Genomic DNA, 15,584 nt, shown 5'->3' on the forward strand with positions numbered 1-15,584 from the left:
CTCTCCTTCTTCTGTGGGGGTGGCGGCAGGACTCCCTGCCGCTCAGGCCGGCAGCTGGACCATCCAGTGCCGGGGGTCGGCGTGGCGGATCCGGAGGAGGAAGGCGAGGATTCCGGCGCTCCCGTCGCTCCAACTGGTCGAGACGTCCCCGTACTCGTTGGGGAAGACCACGTGGCCGTGGCGGTGGGCCCGTTCGGCGACGATGAGGCGGGCCAGCTCCGCGGCCATGGCGTGGTAGGCGGGGTCACCGGTGGCGTCGGCCATGTCGAGGAGGAAGTCGCCGTTGCCCGCCAGTCCGTGGCACTGGGTGAGCGCGGCGCAGGAGGCACGTTCGGTGACGGCGTGCGTGGCTCGGCGGGCGAGATCGCCGAACGTCTTCTCGCCGGTGACCTGCCACAGCCGGACGAGGAAGGTGCCGACGCCCGCGGCGCCGTGGCACCAGTAGGGGGCCGTGGGCACGTCCGCGGCCTGGGCGGGCCAGTGGGCCGCCGGGCCGGTGAGTACAGCGCTGGCCACCAGGTGCTCGCCGGCCTCCACGGCCAGTTCCAGGTGCTCGCGGCGTTCGGAGACGGCCGCGGCGGCGAGGAGGAAGAAGCCGATGCCGGCCGTTCCGTGGGCGAAGCCCAGGTAGCGTTTGCCGGCTTCCTGGGAGATGGCTTCCGCGGGAATCGCCCAGCTGACTCCGGACTGCTTGCGCTCCGCGGCCGCGACCAGCCGGTCGGCGGCGGCGACGGCCAGTTCGGCGAAGCGTGCGTCGCCGGTGCGATGGTACAGGTGCAGGGCGGCGAGTCCGCTGCCCGCGGCGCCGTGGGTGATGTCGTGGCTGGGCGTGGACTGTTGCGGTGCCAGGGCCAGGGCCAGGGCCTGTTCGGTGAGTTCGCGGTCATCGACGGCGCGTCCGGCGTCGTACAAGGCCCAAGCGGTTCCGCGACCGCCGAAGTGCAGGCCGGGGCGGGTGGCGCCGCTCTCGGCGCGACGCGCGATCCAGTGGCCCGCGGTGGAGATCAGTTCCGGCAGGCGGGGGTCGCCGGTGAGTTCCCAGTACCGCGTGAGCACCGCCAGGACGCCGGCCGCGCCCTGCTGCACGGTGCAGGGGTCACTCTCCCCGGCCGTGGTGGACACGGGCCACAGCCGCCGGTCGTCGGCCGGGGTCATCGAGTCGATGAGGTGGTCGACGAGCCCGGCCACCGGATCCTGGAGGTCGCCGTCCCGTGCCGGGCCGGCGGCGGTGTCGCACACCGGTCGTGCCGGAACCGCCTTCCGGAGAGTCTCGCGGGCCCTGCCGGGCTTCCAGCGCTCGGCGGGATCGTCCTTCATCAGGCCGAGGAGCATGTCCGCCAGACCGTCCGGCAGGCGCAGCGGCCCGGTGACAGCCGCCAGCCATGCGGCGAGCCGCTGTTCCGCGGGCCGGCCGGCGGGCTCCTCGGGCAGCAGGTTCGGCACCTTCCCGGCCAGGACGAAGCACGCGGTGGCGCCCAGGCTGTAGTAGTCCGCCGTCGGGGAGACGGGTGCGTCGGTGAGGCGTTCGGGTGCGCTGAACCCCGGGGTTCCCAGACGCGTCGGCCGGGGGGCGTCGTCCTCCAGGACCGCGAGTTCCAGGTCGATCAGGCGCAGTTCGCCGTCCGGGCGGACCATGACGTTGCCGGGTGTGAAGTCCCGCAGGACGCAGCCGTGGGCGTGGGCCGCGGCGACCAGGTCCACCAGGCGTGCGACCAGGGCCAGCGCGTCGGCGCGGTAACGCTCGCCCCCGAAGTCACGGGAGTGCTCGGCGACCCAGGTGCGCAGGGCCATCCCCGGCACCTCCTCCTGGGCCAGGAACAGGTGCCCGCCGTGTTCGAACAGGCCCAGTGGCTCCGGAGCCAGCCCGAGGCCCTTGAGCTTCTCCAGCGTCCGGGCCTCGGCGCGCAGCCAGTCGCGGACGTCGCGGCCGGCCGCGTCGGCTTCCACGTGCGGCCGGGTCTCCTTGATCACCACGGGAGCGCCCGTGCGGACGTCGGTGCCCCGGTAGACGCCGCCCTTGTTCGTGTGCCGGATCGCCTCCCGTACCGAGAAACGGCCGCCGAGCACCACCGGGCCGCTCGCCGCCTCCGCCGGGCGCGGCGGGACAGGCACCGCGGCGGGGAACGGGCAGACCGCCCAGTCGGGCGGAGAGTACTGGCCGGTGCGCTTGTCCTCCACGGGGTTGCCGTCGGGATCCTCGATGAACCACACCAGCAGGCCGTTGTCCGCCAGCCGCTGGCGGCCGACGAAGGAGCCGTAGCGGTAGTGCACCAGGCTGTGTGCGGCGTAGGGGTGGTCGGACAGGATCCGGGGGCCGGCCAGCCCTGCTGTGGCCCGGTGCAACTCCTTGGCGAGCCGGGCCGCGTCGGCGTCGGAGCGCGGGTAGACGGTGATGAACTTGCCCGAGTTCCCCCGGGGGGTCGCGCGGGAGTTGAGCGCGCTGACCTGGTCGAGCGACCGGGCGAACTTGAACGCCGACTCCTCCGGAAGCAGTACGTCCAGAGCTCTCGCGAGGACCGTCGGCGCGGAGGCGGCCGTTGCCGACAGATGCAGCTTCCAGCCCTGCTCGCGCCGTGTCCCGGACCGGGGCGTCACGAGGCACCACATCCCGTCCGTGTCGGCGGTCCAGCGCGTGTCCGTGGCCGTGGCGTGCAGCGCTCGGTCGAGAAGGGATTGCAGGTCGACTTCGGTGGTGTGGCTCGTCATGGGTGTCCCTCCGAACGGCGAGAACCGTTGGTGGAGACGTGCCCCGATGGCATAGACACACCAACACACACCAGACCGGATTCATCCCATCCGGTAAGCGTGTGGTGGTGTCTTCCCACCAGGGAAGCGCGCTCGGCGCAGGCAGGGGCGAGGGGGCGTATGCGCCGGATGGCAGTCGCCGTCCCGGCGGTCGGCGGCCACTCGCGGAGGGGGCGGCGGAGTCCGTCGTGTTCCTGGGCCCCGGCTCGGGCGTTCCTCGCGGGTGATCACCCTCGGTTACTATGCTCACTTCGCGCCCGAGGCCGGAAGCGAGGGCGAACGGCCACTGACGGACTGCCGGGGCAGACACGGACATCCGCAGTCCGCCCGAAGGTTGATCTTGTAGTGCAAGGCTGAAGAGACGGATGGCCCGGGGACATGCTGAAAGAGGTCACCGCGACCCGCTACATCACCCCCCTGCGGGAGGGGGGTTCACTGCCGGGGCTCGTCGAGGCCGACGACCTCGGGACGTACGTCATGAAGTTCACCGGCGCCGGACAGGGCCGCAAGACGCTGGTCGCCGAGGTGGTGTGCGGTGAACTCGCCCGGCGCCTCGGATTCCGGATGCCCCGCCTGGTCACCGTCGGGCTGGATCCGGTCCTCGGCCTCGGCGAACCCGACCAGCAGGTGCAGGACCTGCTGCGGAGCAGCGGCGGTACCAACCTAGGCATGGACTTCCTCTCCGGCGCCCTCGGCTACGACCCGCTCGCCTTCCCGGTGAGCCCCGAGGAGGCCGGCCGGATCGTCTGGTTCGACGCGCTGATCAACAACGTCGACCGCTCCTGGCGCAACCCCAACCTGCTCGTGCACCGGGGCGAGCTGTGGCTCATCGACCACGGCGCCACGATGATCTGGCACCACAACTGGCCCTCCGCCGAGGCGTCCGCGGCCCGCCCCTATGACGCCGGCGACCACGCCCTCGCCCGGTTCGCCCCGGACGTGAGCGCCGCCGCGGCCGAGCTGGCGCCCCGGGTCACCGAGGACCTGCTCGCCGAGGTCACCGCCGAGATCCCGGACGCCTGGCTCGCCGGTGAGCCGGGCTTCGACACCCCGGACGACCTGCGCCGGGCCTACATCCGGCCGCTGCTGGCGCGGGCGGCCGTCATCGCCGGGCGCGTCACCGGCATCGGCACCGAGGAGGGCAAGTGAGCGAGCGCCACATCCACATGGCCGGCCATGTCACCGAGCGGCACATCACCCGCGCGGGCCAGGGCGGCGACCGGGACGTGTTCGAGTACGCGCTGCTGCGGGTCGTCCCCCGGGTGGAGCGCGGAGAGTGCGTGAACGCGGGTGTGGTCGTCTACTGCCGCGCCCAGCAGTACGTCGGCGCCCGGACCCACCTGGACGAGGCGCGGCTGCTCGCGCTGGACCCGCGGGCCGACGTCGCCGGGGTCCGGGCCGCGCTCGGCGCCGTGGAGAAGGTGTGCGCCGGCGGGGCGGAGGCCGGGCAGGCGGCCCGCGACGACGCCGGGCGCCGGTTCCGCTGGCTGATCGCGCCCCGATCCACGGTCGTCCAGCCCGGCCCCGTGCACACCGGGCTGACCGCCGACCCGGCCGCTGAGACGGAGCGGTTGCTGGAGCTCCTGGTGAGGTAATGGATCACACCGGCCGGGTGTGCCGTTGACACCGGGTGCCAGGGCTTCTAGCGTCACCTGTGCTGAAGGTACTAAGCGGTCGCTCACCGCTTGAGGGACTCTCCCCCCGGGAGTCCCGGCAGTTCTCTCAAGGGCGAGGAGAAGCAGCAATGTCCACCACTGAACAGCGGGTCGCGGTAGTCACCGGCGCGGCGCGCGGCATCGGCGCCGCCACCGCCGTACGACTGGCCGCAGAGGGCCACGCGGTCGCCGTGATCGACCTCGACGAGGCCGCCTGCAAGGACACCGTCGAGAAGATCACCGCGGCCGGCGGCAAGGCCGTCGCGGTCGGCGCGGACGTCTCCGACGAGACCCAGGTCGAGGCGGCCGTCGCCCGGATCGTGGCGGAGCTGGGCGCCCCGACGATCCTCGTCAACAACGCGGGCGTGCTCCGCGACAACCTGCTGTTCAAGATGAGCGTCTCCGACTGGGACACCGTCCTGAGCGTCCACCTGCGCGGCTCCTTCCTGATGACGAAGGCCGTCCAGAAGCACATGGTCGACGCGGGCTTCGGCCGGATCGTCAACCTGTCCTCCTCCTCGGCGCTCGGCAACCGCGGCCAGGCCAACTACTCCGCCGCCAAGGCCGGCCTCCAGGGCTTCACCAAGACCCTCGCCATCGAGCTGGGCAAGTTCGGCATCACCGCCAACGCCGTCGCGCCCGGCTTCATCGCCACCGAGATGACCAAGGCCACCGCCGACCGGGTCGGCATGGGCTTCGAGGACTTCAAGAAGGCCGCCGCCACCCAGATCCCGGTGCAGCGCGTCGGCGAGCCCGAGGACATCGCCAACGCCATCGCCTTCTTCACCGGTGAGGCGGCCGGCTTCGTCTCCGGCCAGGTGCTGTACGTCGCCGGCGGACCGCTCAACTAGGGATTCAGAGGTAGCACGGACATGACTGAACTCCCGGAGCTGTCCGGCAGGGTCGCCCTCGTCACGGGCGCGAGCCGCGGCATCGGCTACGGCATCGCCGAGGCGCTGGTCGCCCGCGGTGACCGCGTGTGCATCACCGGCCGCAACGAGGACGCCCTGAAGGAGGCCGTCGGCACGCTCGGCGCCGAGCGGGTCATCGGTGTCGCCGGCAAGGCCCACGACCTCGACCACCAGAGCGAGGCCGTCCAGCGGACGATGGAGGCCTTCGGCCGCGTCGACTTCCTGGTCAACAACGCGGGCACCAACCCGGTCTTCGGCCCCATCGCGGACCTCGACCTGGAGGTCGCCCGCAAGGTCTTCGAGACCAACGTGGTCTCCGCGCTGGGCTTCGCCCAGAAGACCTGGCACGCCTGGCAGAAGGACAATGGCGGCGCGATCGTCAACATCGCCTCGATCGCCGGCCTGTCCGCCTCGCCGTTCATCGGCGCCTACGGCATCAGCAAGGCCGCCATGATCAACCTGACCCAGCAGCTGGCGCACGAGTTCGCGCCCGGGGTACGGGTCAACGCGATCGCGCCCGGCGTGGTCAAGACCAAGTTCGCGCAGGCCCTGTACGAGGGCCGGGAGGAGGAGGCCGCGGCCCCCTACCCGCTCGGCCGGCTCGGTGTGCCCTCCGACATCGGCGGCGCCGCCGCGTTCCTCACCTCCGCGCAGTCCGACTGGATCACCGGTCAGACGCTCGTCGTGGACGGCGGCATCTTCCTCAACGCCGGGGTGCACTGAGCATCCCTTCCGGGCGCCGATTTTCGGACGGATCGGCGCCCGGGACACCGTCGGGAATCCGCACAGCGGACTGACAACGTCGTCATCGCCCAGTTGATCGAGAAGGCCTGTTTCCGGGGAGGTTCAGGGGGCCGGACGCTGCGGTATGGTCTGCCGACCCTTGGTATGGCGGATCGAGGAGCGTGCGCGTGTTCAACCGGAACCGATTCCTGCGAAGAGTCGCGGCGATCGCGTCCATATCCCTGGTGGCCGGCTGCGGCCTGCTGTCCGACGGCGACCCCGACAGCCAGGGGCCGATCGTCGTGGGCACGACCAGCGCCCCCAGTACGCTGGACCCGGCCGGTGCCTGGGACGGCTCCTGGGAGCTGTACCGGAACATCTTCCAGACGCTCCTCGCCTACCCGAACGGGGCCACCACCCCCCAGCCGGACGCCGCCCAGAGCTGCGCCTTCACCGACTCCACCAGCCGCGTCTACCGCTGCAAGCTGCGCGCCGGCATGAAGTTCTCCGACGGCGACCCGCTGACCGCCCAAGCCGTGCGGCACTCCATCGACCGCATCCGCACGATCAACGCCTCCGGTGGCCCGGCCGGGCTGCTCGGCAGTCTGGACCGCGTCGAGACCTCCGGCGACCGCGAGATCGTCTTCCACCTGAACAAGTCCGACGCGACCTTCCCGTTCGTGCTGGCCACCCCCGCCATGTCGATCGTCGACCCCGACGACTACCCGGCGACCTCCCTGCGCAAGGACACCTCGGTCCACGGCTCGGGTCCGTACAAGCTCGAGTCGTACGCGGAGGACGACAAGGCCGTCCTGGTCCGCAACGGCAACTACCAAGGCTTCGCCGAGCCGCAGAACAACGCGGTGACCATCCGCTACTTCCAGGACTCCGCCGCCATGGTCAAGGCGCTGCGGAACAAGCAGATCGACGTCACCTACCGCGGTCTCGCCGCCGACGACATCCTCGCCCTCCAGCAGCACGACACCGGGGACCTGCAACTGGTCGACGGCGCCGGCACCGACATCAGCTACCTGGTGTTCAACCCCAAGGACCCCTGGGCCAAGCAGCCCGCCGTGCGCCGGGCCATCGCCCAGCTCGTGGACCGGGGCGCGATCGCGCACAAGGTCTACAAGGACACCGTCGACCCCCTGTACTCGATGGTCCCCAAGGGCCTGACCGGCCACGCCACCGGCTTCTTCGACGACTACGGCGACCCGAGCGTCCCCAAGGCCCGCAAGATCCTCTCCGACGCGGGCATCACCCAGCGCGTCCCCCTCACCTTCTGGTACACCACCGACCGCTACGGCTCCGAGACCGGCCGGATGTTCCAGGAGCTGAAGCGGCAGCTGGAGGGCTCGGGCCTGTTCACCATCACCCTGCGAAGCCGCCCCTGGAAGAGCTATGTGGTCGGCTACCAGAAGGGCGAGTACCCGGTGTTCGGGCGCGGCTGGTTCCCCGACTTCCCGGACGCGGACAACTTCATCGCCCCCTTCGTCGGCGAGCACAACGCGCTCGGCACGCCCTACCCCGCCAAGGAGATCACCGGGCGGCTGCTGCCCCACGCGCGCGCGGAGAGCGACCGCGCCCAGACCGTGAAGGACGTGGAGCGGGCGCAGCAGATCATGGTGAATGACGCCCGGCTGGTGCCTCTGTGGCAGGGCCGGCAGTTCGTGGCGGCCAGTGACGACATCTCCGGCGGCGAGCAGGCCCTCGATCCGTCGACGATCATGATGATGTGGACGCTGCACCGCAAGACCAGCTGGTGAACCGTCCTCGGGACACCGGTTGTCAGTGGTCGCCTGTAGGTTCGGACGCCTGGAAGTGACCGCACATCGTGAGGACGTTGACGTGACCGACACCGCCATGCTGCCCGAGTCCTGGCGCGGGGTTCTGGGTGACGAGCTGCAGCAGCCCTACTTCAAGGAGCTGACCGAGTTCGTCGAGGAGGAGCGGGCGAGGGGGCCGGTGTATCCGCCGCGCGAAGAGGTCTTCGCCGCGCTGGAGGCGACGCCGTACGAGCGGGTCAAGGTCCTCGTCCTGGGCCAGGACCCGTACCACGGCGAGGGTCAGGGCCACGGCCTGTGCTTCTCGGTCCGCCCGGGCGTGCGGACCCCGCCGTCCCTGCGGAACATCTACAAGGAGATGCGGGACGAGCTGGGTCTGCCGGTCCCGGACAACGGCTATCTGATGCCGTGGGCCGAGCAGGGCGTGCTGCTGCTCAACGCGGTCCTCACGGTCCGGGCCGGCGAGGCCAACTCGCACAAGGGCAAGGGCTGGGAGAGATTCACCGACGCCGTCATCCGCGCGGTGGCCTCCCGCCCCGACCCGGCGGTCTTCGTCCTGTGGGGGAACTACGCCCAGAAGAAACTCCCGCTGATCGACGAGACCCGGCACGCCGTGGTCAAGGGCGCGCACCCCTCGCCGCTGTCCGCGAAGAAGTTCTTCGGCTCCCGCCCGTTCACCCAGATCAACGAGGCGATCGCCCGCCAGGGCCACGAGCCGGTCGACTGGCGGATCCCGGACCTCGGCTGACGGCTCACGCGGCGCCGCCCGGGCCGGGCCGCGCTCGTCCGCGGGCGGCCCGTTACCGGCCGTCCGGGGCGGCCTGCCGGGGATTGCCGGCGGCGCCGGTTAGCGTCGGGGCGGACGGCTGAGCGGACGAACAGCCGACGACGGCCTGGAGGACGCGGTGGCGGAGCGACGGGAACAGGCGGCGCCCGATGCCGTGCTGACGCGGATCGGGCAGGTCGTGATGCTGCACCACGGCGGCGACCGCGAGGAGGCCCGCAGCCGCTTCCTGGACCTGTGGGCGGAGATCGGCGAGGCCGGCGCCCCCCTGCACCGTTGCACCCTGGCCCACTACCTGGCGGACACCCAGGACGACCCGGCGGACGAACTCGCCTGGGACCTGCGCGCGTTGTCGGCGGCCGAGGAACTGTCGGGCGACCGGGCGGCCGGCGGCCCGGACGGCGTCCGGGGCTTCCTGCCCTCCCTGCACCTCAACCTGGCCACCGACTACGTCAAGCTGGGCCGCACCGACGCGGCCCGCAGCCACCTGCGCCGCGCCCGCCGCGCCGCGAGCCACCTGACGGACGACGTCTACGGCACGGGCGTGCGGTCCGCGATCAGCCGGCTCGAACTGCGGCTCGGCCAGGACGGCACCCCGGGTGACGACGGCTGGTCACCCCCGAGGCAACGCCCCAGCTAGCGCACGCCGACCGGTAGCGGCTCGGACACCGGGGCCCCAGTGCCCGTACGCCCCTCAACAGACCAGGGACTGCGGGCTGTCCTCCTGCCAGCCGCCGTAGCCCTTGCCCAGGGCGCACATCTCCCGGCCCGTCGGGAGCCGGGAAGGCAGGGCCTGGCCCGGCAGCTCGGCGGGCAAGCGCCAGGGCCGGCCCGGGTGCGGGGGAGCGGGTGGAAGCGGCGGCCGGTGCGCGGCCGGGGGTGCGCTCCTCGTCCGGAGCGGCGCCTGGTTCCCGGAGCCTCCCGGGGGCCGGGACGGTCCGCCCGGCTCCCGGGCCTGCCGGGGCGGCGCCTGCACCACCCGGGGCACCGCGCTGCCGGCCGGCCGGCGCGCCGCCGGCTGCGAGGAGACGGTGCCCGGTGGCGGGCCGGGCGCCGTCGGATGCCGCACCGTCACACAGCCGGTGAGGGCCGGGACGGCCACGGTGACCAGAAGCGCTGCGATGGTCGTCGTTCGATGCACCCGGGTCACTCTGCTGGGTCGGCGCCCGGCCCGGCACCGGGAAACCGGGGCCGGTACCCTCGCACGGGTGGTTTCCTGCCCCGTACGGCGGCGCTCCGGGTACCGGAGATGACGCTCAGGTGGCGGCTTGCGTCCCTCCCCGCCCAACGCCCGCCACGGCCGCGGGCCGCGCCACGCCGCCGGGCGCGACCGGAGAGCCGTGGAGCCGGAGCATCCCCGCCGGCAACTCCCGCGGGTCGCGCCCGCATCTCCTCCGGGCCCGGCACCCGCGGGCCGAAAAAAACCGGCCGCGCACGAGAACGTCGCCCTCCCGCCAAGGGCGGCCACGCCCACGCCTACGCGGCGGTCATGTCCCCGGAGGGGGAGCGGGCACCGGACGGCGAGAGCGCCGGACCGCCGCGCGGCCAAGGCCACCGGCACGACCCCGCCCCGCCGTGATCGCCGCCACCCGGCTGCCGCGTACCACCGCGATCGCCCGCCGGGCCGTCAGGGCCGCTCGCATCGGCACGGCCGGCCACCCTGTCCTCGTCGCCGTACGCTGCGCCGTGATCGCGGCCCTGCCGCAGGCCGGACCCGCGCTCTCCCGCGCGGCTTCGACGGCATCGCCGGCCGGCGGCGGCCGTATGCTGCCGGGGACGCGCACATCGGCGAGCGGCAGGGGAGAGCACGTGAAGGTCGGCTGCATCGGACTCGGGGACATCGCGCAGAAGGCGTACCTGCCGGTGCTGGGCACGCAGCCGGGGATCGACCTGCACCTGCAGACCCGCACGCCCGCCACTCTCCACCAGGTCGCCGACACCCTGCACCTGCCGGCGGAGCGGCGGCACGCCACCCTGGACGCGCTGCTCGCCGCCGGACTCGACGCGGCCTTCGTGCACGCCCCCACCGCCGTCCACCCCGAGATCGTCACGCGGTTGCTCGAGGCGGGCGTACCGACCTATGTGGACAAACCGCTCGCCTACCGCCTCGAAGACTCCGAACGACTCGTGGACCTCGCCGAGCGGCGCGGTGTGCCGCTGGCCGTCGGCTTCAACCGCCGGTACGCCCCCGGGTACACGCAGTGCCTGGACCACCCGCGCGAGCTGATCCTCATGCAGAAGAACCGGATCGGGCTGCCCGAGGAAGCGCGCTCGATGATCCTGGACGACTTCATCCACGTCCTGGACACCCTGCGCTTCCTGGCGCCCGGCCCGGTCGACGACGTGACCGTCCGGGCCCGCGCCGAGGGCGGGCTGCTCCACCACGTGGTCGTCCAGCTCGGCGGCGACGGCTTCACCGCGCTCGGCGTGATGAACCGGCTCAGCGGCTCCAGCGAGGAGATCCTGGAGGTGTCCGGGCAGGACAGCAAGCGTCAGGTGCTCAACCTCGCCGAGGTGATCGACCACAAGGGGCAGCCGACCGTGCGCCGGCGCGGCGACTGGGTGCCGGTGGCCCGGCAGCGCGGCATCGAGCAGGCGGTCCTCGCCTTTCTCGACGCCGTCCGGGCCGGGAAGACCCTCAGCGCCCGGGACGCGCTGGCGACTCACGAACTGTGCGAACGGGTCGTACGAGCGGTGCAGGACCGCTGCGGCGCAGCCTGAGTGCCCGCGCCCACTCGGTCGCGCACAGCACGGCCAGAACCAGCAGCGCGGCGGGCACCGGCCAGTCCCCGTAACGGGCGTACGGCGTGACACCGTGCGCGAGCGGTACGTCGTACACGCGGGCGGTGTCCGCGCCGGTACCGAGCCACGGCCCGAGGCGCTGCCCCTCCGGGCCGTACACCGCCGACACACCGGTGAGGGTGGCGTGCACCATCGGGCGGCCGGTCTCCGCGGCGCGCAGCGCGGCCAGCGAGGCGTGCTGCTCCGGCGCCCAGCTGTGCTGGAAGGAGGAGGTCGACGACTGGCCGAGGAGCAGGTCCGCGCCGTCCTGGGCGAGATGCCGGCTCATGTCGGGGAACGCCGTCTCGAAGCACACCAGCGGGCCGATCCGCAGCCCGTGCCCCACGTTCATCACCGTCTGTGCGCTGCCGCGCCGCCGGTCCTCGCCGGCCGCCCGGCCCACCGAGGTGACCCAGCCGAGCAGGGAACGGGCCGGTATGTACTCGCCGAACGGGACCAGCCGCATCTTGTCGTACCGGTCGCCGGTCAGGCCGTCCGGGCCGACCAGGACCGAACTCTTGTAGATACCGGGCCGGTCGGAGCGGCGAGCGTCCACGTTCACCAGCACGTCGGCGCCGGTCCGCCGGGCGAGGGCCGTGAGCCGCCGGGCCAGGTCCGGCCGGTCGTCCAGGTCGAAACCGACGCTGGACTCGCCCCACACGACCAGGTCGACGTCCTGCCCGGCGAGCCGGCGGGTCAGCCGCTCCTCCCGGTCGAACCGCTTCTCGCCACTGTCCTGCCCGGCCACGACGCCCGGCTGGACGACGGCGACCCGCACCCGTCCGTCGACCTCCGGGCGCGGCGCCCACGCCCAGACGGCCGAGGCCGCGGCGGCCGTCGCGACCAGCGAGGCCACGGCCGGCACGCGTGCGGCACGAACGCGGACCAGCACGGCCGCCGCCACGTTGACGGCCACGACCAGGAAGCTGAGCAGCCACACCCCGCCGACCGACGCCAGCCGCAGCGCCGGACCGACCTGCCACTGACTGGCGCCCAGCATGCCCCACGGCCCGCCGAGGCCCTGCCAGGAACGGACCAGTTCCACCGCCAGCCAGGCGGACGGCAGCACCAGCAGCGCGGCGGCGCCCCGGCCCGGCGACGGCACCCCGCCGAGCAACCGGCGCACCAGCCAGCCCCAGGGCGCCCAGAGCGCGCCGAGCAGGATGGCTATCAGGAAGATGAACACGTGCAGGCTCGGCAGCAGCCAGTGGTGCACGGCCACCAGGAAGCCGAAGCCGCCGCACCAGCCGTCGTACGCCGCCCGCCGCCCGGTCGGCGCCGAGCGGGCCAGGAGCAGCCACGGCACCAGGGCGACGTACGCGAACCACCACAACGACGGCGCCGGGAAGGCGAGTACGGGCAGGGCGCCCGCCAGGGCCGCGGCGCCGGAGCGCGGCCACGGGGAGGTCAGGCAGCGGTCGATCATCCTCATAGGGACCCTCCCTACCCAGTGAACGCTTCAGTGTGCGTGGCGGCGCCCGATCTGTGACGGCGCGGGTCCGAAACCTGCGCCCCCACGGCCCGGGCCGGGCAGCGGCCGCGGGCCGTACGCGGCCGGGCGTCCCGGTGTCCGAGCCGCTAGGAGGCCGGCGCTTCCCCGGCCGGCGGCCGGCGCCACTTCTCGTGCACGACCGCCTCGCGCAGCCGCCAGCCCTCCGGGGTGCGCAACAGGGCGAATGCGTAGTGGCCCCCGGACACCAGGTCCGGCGCGGCGGGGGCGCCTGCGTCCGTCCACCGCGTCGGGGTGAGGTAGTCGGCCCGTACCCGGGCGGTGTCGCCGGTGTCGTGGTCCAGGAGGCCGAACCGTACCCGCCGGTTGACGATCAGATGCTGGCGGACGGCGGACAGCGCCCTGTTCCCGGCGAGCCAGCCGGCGACCTGCCCCGCGGCACCCTCGATGCCGCCGGCCGAACGGTAGTCGGCCCGCCCGTCCGCCGTGAACAGCCCCTCGTACGCCGTCCAGTCACCGTCGCCCACCGCCACGGCGTACTCGGTGACCAGGTCGTCCACGGCCAGCCGGTCCATCACGATCGCGAGTTGCGCACGCTGCGTCATCGGCACAGTGTTGGGCACGTGGGACGCGGCGCCAAGGGGGACGCCGGATATTCGGTGGTGCGCGGTGCGGCCGGTACCCGAACCTTGTCCCCGTGAACGAGCAACCCGTCGAGAGCGAGCCGGAGTTCCGTATCCGGGCCCGGCACACCGAGTCCACAGTCGTCGTCTACCAGGCCTACCGCTCCGGGATCGGCCGACCGGCCGCCCGCACCGGAAGCTTCCCGGCCACCTGGAAGCGGGACCGGATGACCTGGATCAAGCCGTCTTTCCTGTGGATGATGTACCGCTGCGGCTGGGGCACCAAGGAGGGCCAGGAGACGGTCCTCGCCGTCGAGGTGCGGCGGGAGGGGTTCGAGTGGGCCCTGCGGCACGCCTGCCTGTCCCACTACGCTCCCGCCCTGCACCCGGACCGGGCGGCCTGGAAGCGGGAGCTGGCCCGCAGCCCCGCCCGCGTCCAGTGGGACCCGGAGCGCGATCTGCACCACAACCCGCTGCCGTACCGGTCGTTGCAGCTGGGGCTGGGCGGGGAGGCGGCCGCCCGGTACGCCGACGAGTGGATCGTCGGCATCCAGGACGTGACCCCGCTGGCCGCGGAGATCCGTGGCCTGGTGCGGGCGGGCGAGGAGGAGCGGGCGAGCCGGCTGCTGCCCGGGGAGCGGCCGTTCCCGGTGGCGGACGAGGTGCTGGCGCGGCTGCGGGCGTAGGCGGCTGATCAGGCCGCCTCGACGACGATCCGCCCGCGGACCGCCGCCGCCCACTCGACCACCAACAGCTCGTACTCCGCGCGCTCCTGGGCCGACAGGGTGCCGCCCGCGCGCCGCCACAGCGCCCGGATCTGGTCGTTGACCTCGGCGGCGGACCGCGCGGAACCAGGGGGCAGGGAATCGGGGGACATGCGGGCCAGCCTAGGGGCAGAAGCTGACCCTGCGCCACCGAATGGCTACACAACAGGTATGGGCTCGGTCACCGTCGAGGCCGGCGCCGCACACCAGTTCCCGTCCGTCCACCCAGCCCAGGAGGCATATGCCGTTCCGGGCCGCCGAGCGGAAGGGCGCGGGAGATGGCCGAAACGGCAGTGGGGAGCGGGGTGCCGCTGTCGAGCGGGCACCGGCCGGGCGCGCCCCCGGCGGAGCAGGGCGCCGACGCGCGACAGGCTCCGGACCGCCGGGCCGGGATCAGCTCGCGGACTCGGCCGCGTGCGGGCTCAGGACGCCCGCCGAGACCAGGGCGATGATGACGATGCCGAGGGCGACGCGGTACCAGACGAACGGCATGAAGCTCTTGTGGGAGATCCATTTCATGAACCACGCGATTACCGCGTATCCCGACGCGAACGCGATCACCGTGGCCAACAGGGTCGGTCCCCAGGCCACTTGACCCGCGCCGAGCGAGTCCTTCACCTCGAAGGCGCCGGAGGCGAGGACGGCCGGGACGGCGAGCAGGAAGGAGTAGCGGGCCGCCGCCTCGCGCCGGTAGCCCATGAACAGGCCGCCGCTGATGGTCGCGCCGGAGCGGGACACGCCGGGAATGAGGGCGCAGGCCTGGCAGAGGCCGAAGACGAGACCGTCCTTGACGCCCAGGTCGTCCAGTGTCTTGCGCTGCTTGGGCGCGCGGTGCCGGCCGCCGGTCTCGTCCCGGGCCGCCAGCCGGTCGGCGACGCCGATGACCACGCCGACGACGACGAGCATGGTGGCGGTGATCCGCAGATCGCGGAACGGCCCCTCGATCTGGTCCTTCAGGGTCACGCCCAGCAGGCCGATGGGTATGGAGCCCACGATCACCAGCCAGCCCATCTGCGCGTCGTGGTCGCGGCGGCGCACGGCCCGGTCGGACAGTGACCGGAACCATGCCGTGACGATCCGGCCGATGTCCTTGCGGAAGTAGATCAGCACCGCCGCCTCCGTGCCGATCTGCGTGATCGCCGTGAACGCCGCCCCAGGATCCTCCCAGCCCGAGAACGCCGCGGTCAGCCGCAGATGCGCGCTGGAGGAGACGGGCAGGAACTCGGTCAGTCCCTGGACGAGTCCGAGGACGAGGGATTCAAACCAAGACATGAAGGTACGGCGTCCAAGCACTGGGAAGAAAAGGTGATCATGTGACGGCCGAAGCGTAGCGGGCCAGGGGGACGGCGTGGAAACAGGGCCCG

At 72.7% G+C, this 15,584-nt stretch carries 15 protein-coding genes; 9 read left to right on the top strand and 6 right to left on the bottom strand.

The features are described from left to right. Positions 1 to 42: 42 nt before the first annotated feature. A complete protein-coding gene (lanL, locus tag ACGFT1_RS31690; protein WP_373912415.1) occupies positions 43 to 2,706 on the bottom strand; it encodes a class IV lanthionine synthetase LanL in 2,664 nt (887 codons plus the stop codon). Between the two features lie 417 nt (positions 2,707 to 3,123). On the opposite strand from lanL, the gene ACGFT1_RS31695 reads away from it, so the two are divergent. The 7 genes from ACGFT1_RS31695 to ACGFT1_RS31725 all read left to right on the top strand — a co-directional run bounded on the left by ACGFT1_RS31695 (position 3,124) and on the right by ACGFT1_RS31725 (position 9,242). After that, complete coding sequence (locus ACGFT1_RS31695; protein ID WP_373912416.1) at positions 3,124 to 3,894, top strand: HipA family kinase; 771 nt, start codon at positions 3,124 to 3,126, stop codon at positions 3,892 to 3,894. Beyond that, entirely contained in the window at positions 3,891 to 4,340 is a 450-nt protein-coding gene (locus ACGFT1_RS31700; protein WP_373912417.1) for a DUF3037 domain-containing protein, read from the top strand. The genes ACGFT1_RS31695 and ACGFT1_RS31700 overlap by 4 nt, the downstream gene beginning before the upstream one ends. A 149-nt stretch (positions 4,341 to 4,489) precedes the next feature. After that, on the top strand, positions 4,490 to 5,251 hold the full coding sequence (fabG, locus tag ACGFT1_RS31705) for a 3-oxoacyl-ACP reductase FabG (protein WP_373912418.1): 762 nt from the start codon (positions 4,490 to 4,492) through the stop codon (positions 5,249 to 5,251). Between the two features lie 21 nt (positions 5,252 to 5,272). Continuing rightward, entirely contained in the window at positions 5,273 to 6,034 is a 762-nt protein-coding gene (locus tag ACGFT1_RS31710; protein ID WP_373912419.1) for an SDR family oxidoreductase, read from the top strand. A 188-nt stretch (positions 6,035 to 6,222) separates the two neighbouring features. Further along, positions 6,223 to 7,800 carry an ABC transporter substrate-binding protein gene (locus tag ACGFT1_RS31715; RefSeq protein ID WP_373912420.1) on the top strand — a complete coding sequence of 526 codons (1,578 nt, stop codon included), beginning with the start codon at positions 6,223 to 6,225 and terminating at the stop codon, positions 7,798 to 7,800. An 82-nt stretch (positions 7,801 to 7,882) separates the two neighbouring features. After that, positions 7,883 to 8,566, top strand: a complete 684-nt coding sequence (ung, locus tag ACGFT1_RS31720; RefSeq protein ID WP_362226974.1) for a uracil-DNA glycosylase — start codon at positions 7,883 to 7,885, stop codon at positions 8,564 to 8,566. A 157-nt stretch (positions 8,567 to 8,723) separates the two neighbouring features. Further along, positions 8,724 to 9,242 carry a hypothetical protein gene (locus ACGFT1_RS31725; RefSeq protein ID WP_373912421.1) on the top strand — a complete coding sequence of 173 codons (519 nt, stop codon included), beginning with the start codon at positions 8,724 to 8,726 and terminating at the stop codon, positions 9,240 to 9,242. 54 nt (positions 9,243 to 9,296) lie between these two features. Here ACGFT1_RS31725 and ACGFT1_RS31730 read toward each other — a convergent pair whose 3' ends face one another. After that, complete coding sequence (locus ACGFT1_RS31730) at positions 9,297 to 9,743, bottom strand: hypothetical protein (RefSeq protein ID WP_373912422.1); 447 nt, start codon at positions 9,741 to 9,743, stop codon at positions 9,297 to 9,299. A gap of 668 nt (positions 9,744 to 10,411) precedes the next feature. On the opposite strand from ACGFT1_RS31730, the gene ACGFT1_RS31735 reads away from it, so the two are divergent. Continuing rightward, the gene (locus ACGFT1_RS31735) at positions 10,412 to 11,323 is read left to right on the top strand and encodes a Gfo/Idh/MocA family protein (protein ID WP_373912532.1); all 912 of its coding nucleotides are present in this window, start codon (positions 10,412 to 10,414) and stop codon (positions 11,321 to 11,323) included. On the opposite strand, the gene lnt is transcribed toward ACGFT1_RS31735, so the two are convergent. Then, on the bottom strand, positions 11,241 to 12,815 hold the full coding sequence (gene lnt / locus ACGFT1_RS31740; RefSeq protein ID WP_373912423.1) for an apolipoprotein N-acyltransferase: 1,575 nt from the start codon (positions 12,813 to 12,815) through the stop codon (positions 11,241 to 11,243). The two genes, ACGFT1_RS31735 and lnt, sit on opposite strands and share 83 nt — an antisense overlap. A gap of 146 nt (positions 12,816 to 12,961) precedes the next feature. Further along, positions 12,962 to 13,438 carry a nuclear transport factor 2 family protein gene (locus ACGFT1_RS31745; RefSeq protein WP_373912424.1) on the bottom strand — a complete coding sequence of 159 codons (477 nt, stop codon included), beginning with the start codon at positions 13,436 to 13,438 and terminating at the stop codon, positions 12,962 to 12,964. Between the two features lie 92 nt (positions 13,439 to 13,530). Here ACGFT1_RS31745 and ACGFT1_RS31750 point away from each other — a divergent pair, with 92 nt between their 5' ends. After that, positions 13,531 to 14,142 (top strand): DUF4291 domain-containing protein, encoded by a 612-nt coding sequence (locus ACGFT1_RS31750; protein WP_373912425.1) that lies wholly within the window; start codon positions 13,531 to 13,533, stop codon positions 14,140 to 14,142. Between the two features lie 8 nt (positions 14,143 to 14,150). Here ACGFT1_RS31750 and ACGFT1_RS31755 read toward each other — a convergent pair whose 3' ends face one another. Together ACGFT1_RS31755 and ACGFT1_RS31760 are read right to left on the bottom strand one after the other, a co-directional pair. Continuing rightward, positions 14,151 to 14,333 carry a hypothetical protein gene (locus ACGFT1_RS31755; protein ID WP_373912426.1) on the bottom strand — a complete coding sequence of 61 codons (183 nt, stop codon included), beginning with the start codon at positions 14,331 to 14,333 and terminating at the stop codon, positions 14,151 to 14,153. A gap of 280 nt (positions 14,334 to 14,613) precedes the next feature. After that, positions 14,614 to 15,492, bottom strand: coding sequence for an undecaprenyl-diphosphate phosphatase (locus ACGFT1_RS31760; protein WP_373912427.1), 879 nt, complete (start codon positions 15,490 to 15,492; stop codon positions 14,614 to 14,616). Positions 15,493 to 15,584: the final 92 nt, after the last annotated feature.

The sequence above is a fragment of the Streptomyces sp. Y20 genome (assembly GCF_043195475.1).
Classification (GTDB): Bacteria; Actinomycetota; Actinomycetes; order Streptomycetales; family Streptomycetaceae; genus Streptomyces.

What these genes read in the sequence shown, in the direction of transcription:
- lanL (WP_373912415.1), bottom strand. Translation starts at nt 2,706, where the DNA reads ATGACGAGCCACACCACCGAAGTCGACCTGCAATCCCTTCTCGACCGA.
- ACGFT1_RS31710 (WP_373912419.1), top strand. Translation starts at nt 5,273, where the DNA reads ATGACTGAACTCCCGGAGCTGTCCGGCAGGGTCGCCCTCGTCACGGGC.
- fabG (WP_373912418.1), top strand. Translation starts at nt 4,490, where the DNA reads ATGTCCACCACTGAACAGCGGGTCGCGGTAGTCACCGGCGCGGCGCGC.
- ACGFT1_RS31745 (WP_373912424.1), bottom strand. Translation starts at nt 13,438, where the DNA reads ATGACGCAGCGTGCGCAACTCGCGATCGTGATGGACCGGCTGGCCGTG.
- ACGFT1_RS31755 (WP_373912426.1), bottom strand. Translation starts at nt 14,333, where the DNA reads ATGTCCCCCGATTCCCTGCCCCCTGGTTCCGCGCGGTCCGCCGCCGAG.
- ACGFT1_RS31695 (WP_373912416.1), top strand. Translation starts at nt 3,124, where the DNA reads ATGCTGAAAGAGGTCACCGCGACCCGCTACATCACCCCCCTGCGGGAG.
- lnt (WP_373912423.1), bottom strand. Translation starts at nt 12,815, where the DNA reads ATGAGGATGATCGACCGCTGCCTGACCTCCCCGTGGCCGCGCTCCGGC.
- ACGFT1_RS31760 (WP_373912427.1), bottom strand. Translation starts at nt 15,492, where the DNA reads ATGTCTTGGTTTGAATCCCTCGTCCTCGGACTCGTCCAGGGACTGACC.